Source organism: Amycolatopsis sp. PS_44_ISF1 (genome assembly GCF_032335455.1).
Lineage (GTDB): Bacteria > Actinomycetota > Actinomycetes > Mycobacteriales > Pseudonocardiaceae > Amycolatopsis.
In genome coordinates this window covers 626136-641800 of the sequence record NZ_JANUXO010000003.1, presented here as the reverse complement: position 1 = coordinate 641800, position 15665 = coordinate 626136, and the positions used below count along the sequence as shown (strand labels likewise).

Annotated in this window: 15 protein-coding genes; 4 read left to right on the top strand and 11 right to left on the bottom strand. The window is 74.2% G+C overall.

The window, feature by feature from the left end:
• Nucleotides 1–60 precede the first annotated feature (60 nt).
• From NYF13_RS29260 to NYF13_RS29245, 4 genes are all read left to right on the top strand, one after another.
• A complete protein-coding gene (locus NYF13_RS29260; RefSeq protein ID WP_315661118.1) occupies nucleotides 61–942 on the top strand; it encodes an amidohydrolase family protein in 882 nt (293 codons plus the stop codon).
• Nucleotides 942–1778, top strand: a complete 837-nt coding sequence (locus tag NYF13_RS29255; RefSeq protein WP_315661117.1) for an SDR family oxidoreductase — start codon at nucleotides 942–944, stop codon at nucleotides 1776–1778. Before NYF13_RS29260 ends, NYF13_RS29255 begins: the two co-directional genes overlap by 1 nt.
• Nucleotides 1775–2806 (top strand): LLM class F420-dependent oxidoreductase, encoded by a 1032-nt coding sequence (locus NYF13_RS29250; protein WP_315661116.1) that lies wholly within the window; start codon nucleotides 1775–1777, stop codon nucleotides 2804–2806. Before NYF13_RS29255 ends, NYF13_RS29250 begins: the two co-directional genes overlap by 4 nt.
• 361 nt (nucleotides 2807–3167) lie before the next feature.
• Entirely contained in the window at nucleotides 3168–3569 is a 402-nt protein-coding gene (locus NYF13_RS29245; RefSeq protein WP_315661115.1) for a VOC family protein, read from the top strand.
• Between the two features lie 73 nt (nucleotides 3570–3642).
• On the opposite strand, the gene NYF13_RS29240 is transcribed toward NYF13_RS29245, so the two are convergent.
• Genes NYF13_RS29240 through NYF13_RS29190 form a run of 11 tightly spaced genes read right to left on the bottom strand, consistent with a single transcriptional unit; the run spans nucleotide 3643 to nucleotide 15665 of the window.
• Nucleotides 3643–3873 carry a hypothetical protein gene (locus tag NYF13_RS29240; RefSeq protein ID WP_315661114.1) on the bottom strand — a complete coding sequence of 77 codons (231 nt, stop codon included), beginning with the start codon at nucleotides 3871–3873 and terminating at the stop codon, nucleotides 3643–3645.
• A complete protein-coding gene (locus NYF13_RS29235; protein WP_315661113.1) occupies nucleotides 3870–5060 on the bottom strand; it encodes an MFS transporter in 1191 nt (396 codons plus the stop codon). The genes NYF13_RS29240 and NYF13_RS29235 overlap by 4 nt, the downstream gene beginning before the upstream one ends.
• Nucleotides 5057–5293: an acyl carrier protein gene (locus tag NYF13_RS29230; protein WP_315661112.1), complete on the bottom strand. Its 237-nt coding sequence runs from the start codon at nucleotides 5291–5293 to the stop codon at nucleotides 5057–5059. The genes NYF13_RS29235 and NYF13_RS29230 overlap by 4 nt, the downstream gene beginning before the upstream one ends.
• The gene (locus NYF13_RS29225) at nucleotides 5262–6761 is read right to left on the bottom strand and encodes an AMP-binding protein (RefSeq protein ID WP_315661111.1); all 1500 of its coding nucleotides are present in this window, start codon (nucleotides 6759–6761) and stop codon (nucleotides 5262–5264) included. The genes NYF13_RS29230 and NYF13_RS29225 overlap by 32 nt, the downstream gene beginning before the upstream one ends.
• Nucleotides 6754–8184, bottom strand: a complete 1431-nt coding sequence (locus NYF13_RS29220; protein ID WP_315661110.1) for a condensation domain-containing protein — start codon at nucleotides 8182–8184, stop codon at nucleotides 6754–6756. The genes NYF13_RS29225 and NYF13_RS29220 overlap by 8 nt, the downstream gene beginning before the upstream one ends.
• A complete protein-coding gene (locus NYF13_RS29215) occupies nucleotides 8154–10145 on the bottom strand; it encodes a carbamoyltransferase C-terminal domain-containing protein (RefSeq protein WP_315661109.1) in 1992 nt (663 codons plus the stop codon). The genes NYF13_RS29220 and NYF13_RS29215 overlap by 31 nt, the downstream gene beginning before the upstream one ends.
• 17 nt (nucleotides 10146–10162) lie before the next feature.
• Entirely contained in the window at nucleotides 10163–11230 is a 1068-nt protein-coding gene (locus NYF13_RS29210; protein WP_315661108.1) for a hypothetical protein, read from the bottom strand.
• Complete coding sequence (locus tag NYF13_RS29205; RefSeq protein ID WP_315661107.1) at nucleotides 11227–12180, bottom strand: TauD/TfdA family dioxygenase; 954 nt, start codon at nucleotides 12178–12180, stop codon at nucleotides 11227–11229. Before NYF13_RS29205 ends, NYF13_RS29210 begins: the two co-directional genes overlap by 4 nt.
• Nucleotides 12177–13640, bottom strand: coding sequence for an AMP-binding protein (locus tag NYF13_RS29200; protein ID WP_315661106.1), 1464 nt, complete (start codon nucleotides 13638–13640; stop codon nucleotides 12177–12179). Before NYF13_RS29200 ends, NYF13_RS29205 begins: the two co-directional genes overlap by 4 nt.
• Nucleotides 13630–14556, bottom strand: a complete 927-nt coding sequence (locus NYF13_RS29195; protein ID WP_315661105.1) for a TauD/TfdA family dioxygenase — start codon at nucleotides 14554–14556, stop codon at nucleotides 13630–13632. Before NYF13_RS29195 ends, NYF13_RS29200 begins: the two co-directional genes overlap by 11 nt.
• Nucleotides 14553–15665 (bottom strand): hypothetical protein, encoded by a 1113-nt coding sequence (locus NYF13_RS29190; protein ID WP_315661104.1) that lies wholly within the window; start codon nucleotides 15663–15665, stop codon nucleotides 14553–14555. Before NYF13_RS29190 ends, NYF13_RS29195 begins: the two co-directional genes overlap by 4 nt.

Genomic DNA, 15665 nt, shown 5'->3' with positions numbered 1-15665 from the left:
TCCCCGCTGTCCGCGAGCGCGGCCGTTCCCGGCCGGCTCGATCACCGAGAGGAACCGGCGTTGACCACCCCACCCCGATTGATCGACTTCCACTCCCACTGGGGCACCGAGCGCGGCTGGCGCGGCAGTCCCTACCAGTCCGCAGCGGATCGGGAAGCCCTGCGCGGCTACTTCAAGTGGGACATGGGCTTCGTCGGCGAAGACGAGCAGGCCGCTCAGTTCCGCCGAGCCAACGCCAGGGTCGTGCTCGACTTCGCCTTCACCCACACGATGGACGCCGCCGCCCTGCGCGACCAGCACGACTACGCCTTCGACTACGCCCGCAGCCACTCGGACGTGGTGCTCGGCAACTGGATCGGCATCGATCCGACCCAGCCCGGCCACGTCCGCGAGCTGGAACGCTGCCTGCGGGAGGGGCCGGGGCTGACCGGGCTCGCGGTCCACTCCTTCACCCCGGCCGGCCCGGCCGACCAGCCGGCCTGGCGGCCGTGCCTGCGCCTGTGCGCCGAAGCCGGACGGCCGGTCCTGATGCCCGTCGGCATGTCGGCGACCGGGGCCGGAACCCGCGGCGGAATGGGCGTGACGCTCCAGGATTCCCACCCCCGCTACGTCGACCACGTCGCCGCGGCCCACCCCGACCTCGACGTGATCGCGGCGCGGGTGGCCTGGCCGTGGCAGCCGGAGATGATCGCGATCGCCCTGCACAAGGCGAACGTGTGGCTGGAGCTGCACGGCTGGTCACCGCGTTACTTCCCCGGCGAGCTCAAGCACGAAATCGCCAAGCGGCTGCGCAAGCGGGTGTTCTTCGGCGCCGACTACCCGATGCTCAGCCACGAACGGCTGGTGCAGGACTGGCGCGACCAGGGCTTCGCCCCCGACGTCCTCGAAGACGTCTTCACCGGTAACGCCGAGTCTTACCTCGCCTCGATCGGAGTGCGCTGATGGATCTCGAACTGCGGGACAAGGTGGCCATCGTCGGCGGCGGCAGCGACGGGCTCGGTTTCGCCATCGCCGACCGTCTCCTCGCCGAAGGTGCCTTCGTCACGATCTTCGCCCGGCGCGCCGAGAAGGTCGCCGACGCGGCGGCCCGGCTCTCCCGGCAGCACGGCGCGCACCGGATCCTCGGCCTCGCCGCCGACTGCTCCGTCGACGACGACCTGCAGCGGGTGACGGCTCAGACGCTCGACCGGTTCGGCCCGGCCGTCCACGTCCTGGTCACCAACGACGGCGGCCCTCCCATCCGCCCGATCTCCGAACTCGACGACCGGACCTGGCTCACCGCCTTCGAGCGCCACTTCTTCTTCGTGGTCCGGTCGGTGCGGGCCACGCTGCCGCACATGAAGGCCGACGGAGGCAGCATCCTCAACGTGGTCTCCGCGGTCACCCGGCGCCCGGCCGCCGGGATGGCCGCCCCGGTCGCGGTGTGGTCGGCGGTGATCGGCTACGCCCGGACCCTGGCCCTGGAGGTCGGCGAGCACGACATCAACGTCAACACCCTGCTGACCGGTTACTTCGACACCCCGCTCCTGGACCAGCTGGGCGCGCGACAGCCCGAGCTCTCCGGTGAACGGCTCGCCCGGACGCTGCCGCTGGGCCGGATCGGACAGCCGCGGGAGTTCGCCGGCACCGTCGCCGCACTGGTCTCCCCGCTGCTGCGGTACGTCACCGGCACCGTGGTACCGGTGGACGGCGGGGCCGGCGTCGGCCTGGGCCCGGCCTTCGGCTCGGCCGCCCCCGCCACCCCGGCGGCCCCGACCGGCAGTGAGGCGCGCTCGTGAAGATCTCGACGATGCTCGACCACGGCGCCGACCCACGGCAGTCGGCCGCCCACGTCGCCGACCTCGAGTCAGCCGGTCTCGACACGGTGTGGGTCGCGGAGGGCCACGGCCTGGACTCCCCCACCCTCCTGGGCTATCTCGCCGCGCGCACCACCACCGTGGAGATCGGCGCAGCGATCCTCAACGTCTATTCCCGCACCCCCGGCATGCTCGCCTCGACGGCCGCCGGACTCGACAGCGTCTCCGGCGGCCGGGCGATCATCGGCCTGGGCGCCTCGAACCCGAAGATCATCGAAGGCTGGCACGGGCTGCCCTTCACCCGGCCGGTCCAACGGGTCAAGGAGACCGTGGACCTCGTCCGCGCGGCCCTGCGCGGCGAACCGGTCGAGTACACCGGTTCGACGGTGCGGGTCCCGCTGCCCGCGGGCCAGGGCACCGGCGTGGGCGTGCCGCTGCCGATGATGGCGACGCCGGTCCGCGAGACCGTCCCGCTCTATGTCGCCGGTCTCGGGCCCCGAGCAGCGGAAGGCGCGGCAGCCCACGCCGACGGCTGGCTGCCGTTCCTCTACTCCCCGGAAGGCTCATCCCGGGTCTGGGGTGACGCCCTCGCCGCCGGACGCGCCCGGCGCTCCGCGGATCTGGCGCCGCTGGAGGTGGTGGCCGGCGGCCTGGTCGCCGTCGGCGAGGACGTGAAAGGCGTACTCGACCGGGCCCGCCCCGCGCTCGCCCTCTACATCGGCGGCATGGGGGCCCGCGGGAAGAACTTCTTCAACGACCTCGTCGGCCGCTACGGCTACGAAGCCGAGGCCGCCGCCATCCAAGACCTCTATCTGGACGGCAAGACGAAGGAAGCCGAGGCCGCGGTCCCCCACGAACTGCTCGAACAGCTCAACCTGATCGGCCCGGCGTCCTACGTCCGAGAGCGGATCGCGGCCTTCCGCGAATCCGGCGTGACCAACCTCCAGGTGACACCGATCGGTGAGCACCCCGCCCGCCTGATCAGCCAGGTGAAGGACTGGTCGAGCTGACCCTCGACCTTCGGCGGTGCGCTCACGCTGTTCTGCTGGAATTCTTTGCCGTGGCCCGGGAAATCCGGCTAAACGGCGGCAGCTGTGCCGAATGATCGGCCGCATCGCCACTCGGGCTACGGGTCCACGGCACCGACGGCGTATCGCCGGCTCACCGGAGGGACCAGGGCCGGGACGGACACCGCGCGGATCTGGACCGGTACGGGCGGCGGAGGCACGATCGACGCCGGTGACCTCCGAGCGCGAGCCGACCCCGGTCCGGCGGAGCCGCTCGCGTCCCGCCGGACCGGGGCTGGGCTGCGGGAATGCGGCGCCCGTGGCATGTTGGGTGGACCTCGTCCCGAGACCGCCAGGAGCCGCCGTGCCGAACTCCGAAGATGCCGGCTCACCGGCCGTGACCGGCATACGGTTGCGGCCGATGGTGCACGTGCAGGAGATGAGCAGCTCGGTGGCGTTCTACGAGCGGCTCGGGGCCCACGTCGTGCACGGCAGCCGGGACGGCGACTGGGCGCTGCTCGAGCTGGCGGGCACCCGGTTCGGGCTGCTGGCCCACCCGCCCAATCCGCAGCAGGACGAGGGCCGGGTGGAACTGAACTTCCAAGCCGACCAGCCGCTGCACGAGGTGGAAGACCACCTCCGCGCGGCCGGGCTGACCCCCACCCAGCCGGTGACCGACACCGGCTTCGGCCGGCAGCTCCAGCTCACCACGCCCGACGGTCTGCTCATCAAGATCGACGAACTGCAGCCCGACCGGTTCACCTGACGGGGTTCCCGGCGCCCTGGACAGCGTCGGCGGCGAGGACGGGCCCCGCTCGGCGAGACCGGCCGCCGGGGGCTCAGCCGCCGTGGCGGGGGCAGCGCGGGGTGGCCGGGTCGAAGCGGGATTCGTGGCAGGGCCAGCAGATCGGGCTGTGGTCGGCGCGCAGGGCCTCGGCCACCGCCGCGTCCGGGACGTCGGCCGCGCGGATTCCGCGGGTCAGCGCGATGACCCGGCGCACCGACGCGCTCATCGGGTCCGGGATCACCGGCAGCGTGAGCCCCCGGGACGCCGTGACGGGCGGGGTCACGCCGGCACCGGGCCCTCCACCGGCGTGCGCACCAGGCGTTCCACCGCCAGCAGGCCCAGCACCGCCGCGGCCGCGGTCGCGCCCAGGACCCAGCGCACGCCCACCACGTCGGCCAGCGCCCCGGCGGTCAGCATCGTGACCAGCAGGATCGCCGCGTACAACGCTCCGGTCGTGCCGACGATCCGGCCGCGGCTGGTCTCCGGGACCGTCAGCAGCAGCCACGTCTGCGTGCTCACCCAGGACAAGGTGAACGGCAGGCCGGACAGCGCGAAGACGACCAGCGCCATCGGGGTCGACGGCCACACCGCCAGCACCACGATCAGCGCGTTGGCGATGGCCGCCCCGGCCACCACCGGCAGCCGGTAGCCGAGGCGGCGGACGGTGATCCCCACGACCGGGCCGGCGATCACCGCCGTGACGGCGAACGCGCTGTTGGCCGTGCCCATCTCGCCCGACGTCGCGCCGATCACCCCGAGCATCAGGACCGGGAACAACGCCGAGAGCGGACCCTCCTTGAGCGCGTCCAGCAACTGCAGCAGCACCAGTCCGCGGACGCGGGCGTTGGTGCGCACCAGCTCCCGCACTCCCCCGCCGGGCCCGGCCGAAGCCCGGGACGTCCGCTCCGCCGGGCCGGCCGGCAACCGGAGGCTCAGCAGGAACGACACCGCCATCAGCACCGACATGCCGGCGACCGTCCAGCGGAAGCCCGCCCAGGCGATGACGAAGCCACCGAGCGCCGGAGCGATCAGGCGGGTGGCGTTGGAGGCGAACGAGTTGAGCCCGTTGGCGTCGGAGAGCTCGTCGCCGGACACGTAGGACGCGATGAGCACCTGCTCGGCCGGCCCGTAGAACTGCTGGACCGTCGCCTGCAGGAACACCACGGCCACCAGGCCCGGTCCCGAGTCCGCCAGGCCGAACAGGGCCACCAGCAGCAGCGCCCGGACCAGCAGGCCGGACCGCACGATGCGCAGCCGGTCGTAGCGGTCCGCGGTGGACCCCGCCAGCGCGCCGAACGCGATGCCGGCCACTGTGGACGTCGCCGCCAGCACGCTGGTCAGGAACGCCGACCTCGTCAGCAGGTAGACGTGGACCGACAGCGCGATGCCCAGCGACCAGCCCACCATCGACGAGACGAGGTTGACCGCCCACAGCACCCGGAACCGGGCGTTGGCCCACAGCAGTTTCACGACCCGGTTCCGGCCATGGTCCGCGCCACCTCGCGCATGCTCCCGGCGTTGACGAAGTCGTCCATCCGGACCTCGTACCCCAGCCCGCGCAGCCGGCTGATCAGCTCCAGCACGGCCATCGAGGCCAGGCCGAGGTCGAACACGTCCAGCTCCGGCTCGTCGAGCGGCCGGCCGACGACCGTCGCGTACTCCCGTTCCAGGTCAGTGAATGCGGTGTCCGGCGTGAGGGGCACGGTCGCTCCGTTCGAAGAGGTCGTGGGCCAGGGCCCGGTAGTCGGTCTTGCCGGAGGAGGTCAGCGGCAGGCGGTCCACCGGGACCAGCCGGAACGCGACGTCCTCCATGGCCGAGGTCGCCCGGACGTGCTCCCGGACGCCACGGGTGCCCGGCACCGAGCCGGGGTCGCGCAGGCGGCAGGCGAGCACCAGCCGGCGCGAACCCGGGTCCTCGCCGTCCAGCACCGCGGCGCAGTCCTCGATCTGCGGGTGGGTGCGCACCACGGCTTCGAGGCCGTCCAGTTCCACGCGCACCCCGTTCAGCTTCACCTGCCGGTCGGCGCGGCCCAGCACGGAGTAGACGCCCGGTTCGACCTCGACGGCGGTGTCCCCGGTGGCGTAGGCGGTGCCGTCGGGGGTGAACCCGCCGGACCCGGCGGCCGCGCCGAGGTAGCCGCGAGCGACCTGGACGCCGGAGATCACCAGCTCACCGGACGGGCGCAGGGTCAGCCCGCAGCCCGGCGCGCCGCCGCCGATCGGCACGGGGTCCCACCGCTCGCGCTCGTCGAACGTCCAGTGGCTGACGTCGATCGCGCACTCGGTCGGCCCGTACATGTTGACGATCCGCGCGCCGGGGGCCAGCCGCTGCAGCGCCGCCGCCGTGTCGCGGTCGAGCACCTCGCCGGACAGCGCGACCAGGCGCAGGCCCGGCACCGGGCCCGCCTCCGGGTCCCGCAGGGCGGCCCGCGCCACCGAAGGGACGAAGTGGCACACGGTGACGTTCTCCTCGCGCAGCATCCGCCACAGGGCCGACCAGCCGTCCGCCGCCCGGACGTCGAGCACGGCGGTGCGCGCGCCGTGCAGCCGGGGCCACAGGTATTCCCACACCGACACGTCGAACCCGCAGGAGGTCTTGGACAGCACGACGTCGGCGGGCCCCAGCGGGTGGACGTCCTGCATCCACGCCAGCCGGTTGCGCAGCGCCTGCCACGTCGTCTCGACGCCCTTCGGCGCGCCCGTGGTCCCGCTGGTGTACATCACGTAGACCGGCGGCACCGGGGTCGTGTCGAGCCGCGCGACGGCCGCGCCGAGGTCCGGGACGGTCGCGTCCGGGCCCAGCTCGGCGAACGGCAGCGACCGGGTACCCGGCGGCCCGTCGCCGATGACCAGGGCGACCTCGGCGTCGCCGCACACGTAGGCCGTGCGCTCCGCCGACCACGTCACATCGAGGGGAACGTACACGCAGGACGCGACCAGGATGGCGAGGATCGCGACGTGCTGGTCGGCGCCCGGGGCCAGGCGCACGCCGACGCGGGAGGCCGGGGCCAGGGTTTCCCGCAGCCGCAGCGCGGCGGCGCCCACGGCCCTGGCCAGCTCCCGGCCGGTCAGCGAGCGGCTGCCGTCCCGGATGGCGGGTTCGCCGGGGCCGGCCGCCGCGGCGGCGCACAGGGCCCGCCACAGCGTGGCCCCGCAACTGGGTTCAGTCATCGCCGAGCCCCGCCACCGCGCGGACGGCGGCGCGGTAGGCGCGCACGGCGTCGTCCTCGACGGCGAACCGGCCGTCGGAGTAGAGCTGGAGGTCGATCCGGCCGGCGGACTCCTCGCTGCGGTTGAAGCTCGCTTCGAACGGGAAGTCGGTGCGCGACCAGTCGGCCACCTCCTCGAACGTGTCCACGCCCAGCCGCCGGGCGGCACCGGCGATGCTGTGGAAGCTGTTGAACACGAAGAACGACCGGGGCGCGGCGGCCGGGCCGAGCGTGCGGACGAGGTGGGCCAGCGGCACCCGGCCCCGGGCCGTCGCCGCCAGCAGCACGGCGTGCACCGCGGCGGGCTCCGGGACGTCGCCGGTCCACGGCAGCGGGACCACGTTGAGGAACATGCCGCGGGCGTCGACGCCGTCCTCGACCGCGAGGCGGGTGTTGACCGTGACGCCGCTCAGCGTGCCCGCCGCGCCCGGCAGGTCCCGCAGCGCCGTCAGGTGCACGGTCAGCAGGACGGTCTTCAGCCCGGTGCCGGAGGTGCGCCCCAGCGCCTCCAGGGCCGCGTACTCCGCGCCGGTGATCACCAGCGTGGTGTGCCAGGACGGCCCGGTGGACGCCGGCTCCACGGGTTCCGCCGCGGTCCACGGCCGGAGCCGGTCCCGCCACCACTGGTTATCCACTGTGGACTCCAGGATGGCCGCCTGCTGGGCGCTGTGGTGGCGCAGCCGGGCCGATGGCGCCGCAGCGGCGACGACCCGCCCGGCGCCCAGCGCGGCGACGTAGGTGTCGAAGAACTCGACGAGGTTGAGGTGCGTGCTCCAGCCGTCGGCGATCGCGTGCGGCTCGGTGATGGTGAACGCGATGTCCCGCTCGCTCAGCACGTGCAGGGTGAACCGGGTCAGCGGCGCGGCGGTGAGCGACAGGGTCTTCGCGTTCTCCGCCGAGGCGAACCGCGCCAGCTCCGTCTCCTGCGCGGCCGCGTCCCGGTCCCGCAGATCGTGCACGGTCAGCACCGGCTCGGGCGCGCGGGCCAGCACGACCTGCATCGGCCGCGAGAACGTGTCGAGGTCCAGCACCGAGCGGAACATCTCGTGCCGTTCGGCGAGCGCCTCGGCGCACGCGGCGAACACCGCCGTGTCCACCTTCGGCACGGACATCCGGGACATGGCCACGTTGTGGTACGGCGGCACCCCGGCCGCGCCCTTGCGCCGCCGCGCCGAACCGAGCACCAGCTGCGCGGCCATCGCCACCTGCTGCGCGGTCATGGGGAAGGCGTCGACGGCGCCGGCGGGCACCCGGGCCCGGTCGGCGGCGTCGAGCAGACCGAACGCGGGGCCGCCGGTCCAGTGGTCGTCGGGCCGGTCGGCCGCGTCGACGCCGATCTCGGGCGGGGCCGTGGTCACGACGCCGCCGGCCGCTGCCGCGCGCACTCGGCGAGCACGTCCAGCCGGTCGTCGGCGAGCACGTCCCGCAGCGTGAGCGCGAGTCCTTCGGCGCGGGCGAGGGCGACGAACCGCACCGAGGTGATCGAGTCGCCGCCGACGGCGAAGAACCGGCTGTCCGGGGCCGGTGGGTCGATGCCCAGGATCTCCGCCCACAGCCGCGCGATGACCTGCGCGGCGTCGCCGGTCTTGCGCACCACCAGGTGGCCGCCGAGCACGAGCGCGTCCACGTCGCTGCTCAGGAACGTCCGCACCGCGTCCGAGGGCGAGCACACGACCGGCTCGCCGCGCACGTTGAACGAGGTGTTGAGCACGACCGGCGTGCCGGTGAGCTCGCGGAAACCGTCGATGATCCGCCAGTACAGCTCGTTGTCGGCGCGCCGGACGACCTGGATGCGCGCGGAGCCGTCGACGTGCGTCACGCCGCCGAGCCGGTCCGTCCATTCCGGACGGACGTCGACGGTCTCGACCATCCACAGGAACTCGGCCGGGTCGTCGACCACGAAGCAGTCCTGGGTGAACTCCTCCAGCACGGCCGGGGCCAGCGGCCGGAAGTCCTCGCGGTGCTTGACCATCGCGTTGATCCGGTCGCGCATCTCCACGGTGGAGGGATCGGCGAGGATGCTGCGGTTGCCCAGCGCCCGCGGCCCGTACTCCATGCGCCCCTGGAAGAGGGCGACCACCCGGCCGTCGGCGAGCAGGCGCGCGACCTCTGCGGCGAGCGCGCCCGGATCGGGCCGGGTGACCGTGGCGTCGATGCCGTTCAGCGCCGCCGCGACCTCCCCGGGTCCGTAGGACGGCCCGAGGTAGGGCGGGCCCAGCCGGGGCGTGCGGCGCACCGGGGCCGGGACCTCGGGCAGCCGCGGGTCGGCGCGGTGCAGCACGGCCAGGGCCGCGCCGAGCGCGGTGCCGTCGTCGCCCGCAGCGGGCTGGACGAACTGGCGGCGGTAGAGCCCGCTCGCGCGGATCGCCTTGTTGACCACGCAGTTGAGCGCCACCCCGCCGGCCAGGCACAGCGACTCCGCGCGCGGCCGGTCCACCGACAGGAACCGCAGGACCGCTTGCTCCGTCGCCTCTTGCAGGGCGGCGGCGAGGTCGAGGTGCCGCTGCTCCATCGGCTCCCCGGGCGGCCGCGCCGGGCCCAGCAGCTCCGCCAGGTAGGCCAGCGAACGCGAGTAGGTGGCGCGCTCCAGCGGCGTCTGGTTGAGGTAGGTGAACGGCGTGCTGTAGGTGCCGTCCTCACGCAGCCGGACGATCTCGGCGACGGCTTCGCGCAGCGGCGCCGGATCGCCGTAGGGGGCCAGGCCCATCACCTTGTACTCGTCCATGTTCATCCAGAACCCGAGGTGCATGGTGACCAGTCCGTAGGCCAGCCCGGCCGAGTGCAGACCGCGGATCTGCGCGGTGGTGCGGATGCCTTCGGCGTCGGCGCGGTAGAGCGAGGTGCTCTCGAACTCGCCGATGCCGTCGGCCACCAGGACGTCGGCTTCGGCGTAGCCCGAGCAGTAGAACGCGCTCGCGGCGTGCGCGAGGTGGTGGGCGACCGGCACGACCCGCATCGCCGGGTCCCACGTGTGCTCCGCGTGCAGGTCCCGCAGCACGGTCTCGGGCGAGTACACCTCTTCGTACTCGTCGAGCGTGCCCTCGGTCTCGAAGAACGGGCGGTAGGGCGCGAAGTCGAAGTTGTGCGCGACGAACGCGACGTCCTGCGGCTTGATCCCGGCTTCGGCGAGGACGTAGTCCACCGCCTGCCGGGGGAAACGGCCGGTGCCCTTGTCCCGGACGAACCGCTCCTCGGCGGCCGCGGCGACGACGCCGTCCGGGGTCACCAGCGCGGCGGCGGAGTCCGCGCCCTGCGCGAGCCGGTACTGGCGGCGTTCCAGGCCGGGGTACTCCCGGCGCAGGCGGGCTTCGCTGCGGTCCAGCCCGCTGATTCCCAATACGTACACGACAGTTCTCCTTGCGGTCAGGGGGCGTCCGGGCCGACGAGCGCCCGCAGCACGGCGGCGTGCCGGTCGGTCACGCCGGCGAACTCGCCGGTGAGGCGGTCGAGGCAGGAGTGGTCGCCGGCGTTCGCGGCGGCCAGCACGGCGAAGCCGAGGCTGCGGCAGAACCGGACCACCGGGCGGTAGGCGCGGGTGGCCTCCTCGGCGGCGGCCGGATCGTCGGCGAGCAGCAGCCGGATCCGGTCGAGCATCAGGCTCGAGTGCTCGAAGAGCACCCGGACCGAACGGTGGTCGTACTCGCGCTCGCCCGCACGGGCCGCGGCGAGCTCCCGGGCGAGGCAGTCCCAGACGGCCAGCCCGTACACCCGGTCCCACGGTTCGCGCAACGCGCGCAGCGCGGCGGTGGGGTTCTCCGACCGCAGGTAGGTGCGGATCTCCCCGGCGACGAAGCCCCGGTCGAAGGCGAACGTGCTGCGCGGCCGGTACCGGTACAGCACGAACTGACGGCATCCGCTGCCGAGCGCGCGGTGCTCGGCGAACGCCGTGTCCAGCGCGCCGGCCGGGATCGTGACCGAGCGGAACGCGGCGGTCTCGTCGTAGCCCAGGACGTCGACCGTGCCGGCTTCGGCGTCGAAGCCGTGCACGAGCAGGTCGTGCGACATCCGCTTGCGCCCGAAGGCGTAGCGGCGCGGGATGTGCTGCTCGTCGACGTTGAGGTACAGGTACCAGCCTTGGGCGAGCTGCCGGGCGGCGAAGGCGGCCAGCCGGGCGCCGAGCAGTTCGTGCATCAGCTCCGCGTCGGTCCGCAGCGTCTCCAGGTGCGGGTTCGCCGTGTAGTCGAAGAGGTAGAAGCACATCGGCACCGGCGTGTCCGGGCGCTGGTCGTAGGCCAGGTGGATGAAGTTCGTCAGCGTCCACTCGACCTTGGCCGGGTCGTGGGCTTCGATGATCGACACCGGGAACGCGTAGAACTGGTAGGCCCGGGTGGTCACGTCCTCGTTGACCGGCAGCCGGACGCGTACGGCCGTCCCGGGCGCTGCGGTGGCGGTCTCGGTGGCGGTGTCGATCTCGGTGGCGGTGGCGGTCACGCCGGCCCCCGCACCAGGCCGGTCATGGCGACCGCGATGCTCCGGTCGCCCTCGTAGGGCTCGCGGCCGTGCGCGGTGCGCATGTTGTCCACCAGCAGGACGTCGCCGCGCTCGTAGTCGAACCGCGAGGACGCTCGCCGGTAGCAGTCGCGCAGGTGCGCGCAGACGTCGTCGGGGATGCGCTCGCCGTCGCCGTAGCGGGTGTCGTTGGGCAGTTCGTCCGGTCCGAGCATCCCGGTCAGCACGGCCAGCGCCGAGGGCGGCAGCGTGCTGGGGTGGAAGAACGCGATGTGGTTGAACCACAACGATTCCCCGGTGTCGGGGTGCCGGTGGAAGGCCGCCCGCCGGGCCCGCGTCCGGAGCACGCCGTCGGCCCTCCAGTCCGCGGTGATCCCGGCGGCCGCGCAGTAGCGGTCGACCTCGGCGCGGTCTTCGGTGCCGAACACCTCCGGCCACGGCAGGCCGAAACCGGGCTGGTAGGTGCGCAGGTGCAGCCAGCCGCGCTCGGCGAACCGGGCCCGCACGTCCGGGTCGAGCAGCCGGGTCACCTCGCGGATGTCGGCCAGCGGGGTCGCCCCGCCGCGGGCGGCCGGGACCGAGCAGTAGAAGTACAGCCACCGCGGCCAGGACGCCTGGTAGGAGTTCTCGTTGTGGAAGAAGATCTCCTTGTCCTTGGCGTAGTCGGTGGAGGTGTAGACGCGGCCGCCGAGGGACTTGCGCGGCGTCGAGCGCTCGGAGTACTCCAGGCGTTCCCCGCCGAACGCGGCGACGACCGCGGCGAAGTCGTCGGTACCGTCCACTTCGAACCCGCGCAGCAGCACGGCCCCCGCTTCGGCCATCGCGGACCGCACGCGGGCCTCGACCGGGCCGGGCGGCGGGGTGCGCAGGTCGTGGCCGAGATCGGCCGGGGTCAGCGTGGCCGGGGTGGCGCGCAGGGGCAGAGTGGTCATGACCGGTCCTCGGGGTGGGTGGGCGAGAGGTCCGCGGCGAGCTTGCCGCGCTCGGTCACGGCGATCTCCGGGCCGACGGCGATCTTCGCCGGCACCGCGTAGACCGGCAGGAACTCGAGCAGGTGGCGTCGCACCGTGCGGGCGGTGACTTCGGGATTCGCGGCGACGCGGGCGGTGAGCCCGTCCGGGCCGGCCGCGACGGCGGCCGCGAGCACCCCCGGGCAGTCCGCGAGCCGCGACTCGACCGCGGCCAGATTGACCCGGAACCCGTTCACCTTGACCTCGCGGCCGATCCGGCCGTGATAGGTGAACAGGCCCCCGGTCCGGCGGGAAACGTGGTCCCCGCTGGGATAACGGCGCTGTCCGGCCCGTGCGGCGAACGGGGCGAGCACCCCGCGCCCGGCGGCGTCGGCGATGAGGTAGCCGGTGGCGACCTGGGCACCGGTGATGACCAGTTCGCCGTGCTCGCCGCCGGGCTCGCGCGGGCCGGCGTAGCCCTCGGGCAGCGGCGCCAGCTCCAGCCCGACCCCGGGCGGTGGCGTGCCGATGGGGACGTCGTCTCCGGCGAAGCCGTCGGGGACGGTGTAGCGGCAGCAGCCGACGGCCGCCTCCGAGGGGCCGTACTCGTTGACGATCGCCGCGGCGGGGAACCGGTCGCGCCACCGGGCGAGCGCCGATCCGCGCATCGCCTCGCCGCCCACCACCAGCACCGGTGCGCCGGAGCGGGTGCCGGTCTCGGTCATCAGGCGGCAGACGATGTCGAGCTGGCTCGGCGTGAGCTTGACGAATCCGGCCTCGTCGAACGGCCGCGGGTCGGTCGCGACGTCCAGCGGCCACCGCACCGGATCGAGGACGGCGACGGTCCGGCCGGACACCAGCGGTCCCAGCAGGCTGGTCACGGTCAGGTCGAAGCCCAGCGAGGTGAACAGCGGCGCGCCGTAACCGCCGCCGTATTCGGCCATGGCCCAGCCGAGGTAGGCCAGTACCGCCGATTCGGGGACCACGACGCCCTTCGGCGCACCGCTGGTCCCGGAGGTGGCGATGACGTACGCGGTGGTGGCGGGCACGGTCCGGCTCACCCACGGCGTGTCGCCGGCTTCCCCGACGGCGGCGGCGGAGTCGATCCAGCGCACCCCGTGCGCGGCGTCGCGCCGGGATCCGAGCACGACCGAGGCGCCGCAGAGCCGGGCGAAGGCGGCCACGGTCCGGTCGGGCGTGCGCGAGTCGACCGGGGCGTAGGCGGCGCCGGTCAGCACCACGGCGACGATCTGGGTCACCGTCTCGGTCGTGCCGACGCCCTGGACGGGCACGACGGTCCCGGGCCCGGCGCCGTGCCCGCGCAGCGCGGCGGCCAGCCCTTCGGCGTTCGCCAGCAAGTCCGCATACGAGGTGCGCCGCCCGGCTTCGGTCACGGCATCGCCGCGCCCGGACCGGATCGCGGCCTCGAGTTCACTGCGCACGGCCGGCCTCCCCCGGCCCGGCCGGGCGGCCCATGGCGACCAGCAGCCGGCGTTCGCCGGTGTAGGGATCGCGGGCGTGCGCGCGGCGCAGGTTGTCCAGCAGCGTCACCCGGTCCTCGGCCCACGGCACGGTCTCTTCGAGGCGCGTGCACAGGGCGATCAGGGCGTCGATCGCGGAGTCCGGGATGGGCTCGCCGTCGCCGAAGGTGCAGTCCTTCGGGAACTCCGACGGCGGCATCAGCGCCGCCATCGACGCGCGCACGTCGGCGTCCATGGCCCGGTGGTGCCAGTGCAGCACCTGGGCCACGAACGAGCGGCGGCCCCCGGGCAGTTCGACGACGGCGGACCGGCGCTGGCGGGTGACCAGCACATCCCCGTCCCAGTGCCACCGCGCACCCTCGCGCGTGCACGCGGCTTCGGCCTCGGCGCGGTCCTCGGTGCCGTACAGGGTCCGCCAGTCCAGGCCGAGGTCCCCGCCGAGCCGGCGGACGTAGGTCACGCCGGTGTCCTCGAACCGCCCGCGCAGCGTCGGGTCCATCAGGTCGTACACCGCCGCCATGTCCACGGTGGGGGTGTCTCCCCCGGTGTCGGCGCGACGGGCGCAGCCGAACGCGATCCGCCGCGGCCACTGCGCGGCGAAGGTGTTTTCGTTGTGCCACAGCAGCTTCCGCGTACCGGAGAATTCGACCGGGGTGTTGACGGTGCCGGTCGGGTCGTCGGTCACCTTCCGGTGCTCGGGGTTGTCGCGCGAGAGCGGCCCGCACGCCCGCTCGGCCAGGGCCTGGAAGACGGCGGTGCCCGTCAGGCCCGCGCCGTCGAGGACGGCCCAGCCGTCGTGCTCCAGCGCCGCCTCGACGCCGGGGCCGTGGACCGGCCACCAGGCCTCGACCGGCCGGTCGACGGTGAACTGCTTCATGCGTCCTCATCTCCTCGCGGGCCGCCGTGCGCGGCGCGATCGAGCGCGGCCAGCAGCGCGCGGCCCAGCCCGGCGGGGTCCGGGCCGGGCGCGCCGCGCCGGGCGGTGACGGTCAGGTGGGTGCGGCCGCCCGCCGCGGTCAGACCGGCGGCCAAGTCGTTGCGGGCGACGGGCAGGGCCGTGTCGATCGGAATCAGGGCCGCGCCGGGCGCGAAGAGCTGTTCGCGCCCGTAGAACTTGCAGGTGGTGGTGCCCGGACCGGCGGCTTCCCGGTCGGGGGGCAGGCCCGTGGTCAGGGCGAGCACGGCCAGCGCGCCGATGTCGGCCAGCACCGCGCGGGCGGCCTCGGGCCCGGGCGTGCCGGGTTCGACCACCCCCAGCGCGCGCTGGGTCTGGAAGTAGCCGACCCGCTCGCGGGCCCCGGGATCGAACGCGCGCAGGTCGACGTCGACGTACGGCGTGACGGCCTGGCCGCCCGCCTCCGCCGTGGCGGCCGCGAAGTGCCCGACGAGCCAGCTGAACGGCGTCACCCCGTGCGCCCGGGCCCGCCGCCGGGCCGCGTCCCACCGGCCCGGCGCCACGACGGCGCGCCACTGCGGGTCCGGTTCCGCCGCCGGCGCGGCGGGCGGTGGCGGCCGCAGCGGACCGTCGGGCCCCGGATCCGCGAGCTCGCGGGCCAGCGCCGTCCAGAACAGCTCCTCCGAACGGCCGTCCCAGACGACGTGGTGCGCGACGCCGATGACGTGTCCGGCCGCACCCGCCGGTCCGGTCCGCACACCGAGCCGCAGCAACGGCCCGGTCTCGGCCGACAGCGGTTCCCCGCCGAGCGCGGCGGCCGCTTCGGCGACGGACCACTCGGGTCCGAAAAGGACGGTCGCGGCGAGGTCCGGCCCGGGGCGGCGGACGAGCGTGCCCTCCTCGTCCGGGCCGAACACCGCCCGGCACTCCGGGTACCGCGCCACGACCCGGCCGAGCGCCCCGGCGACCCGGCCGGGACCGGCCGGCGCCGCCAGTTCGGCGGCGAAGGCGCACAACAGCCGCCGGACCGGGGTGCCCGCCTGTTCTTCGTACCAGAGCCCGAATTCCTCGCGGGTGGCCACAGCGGACAC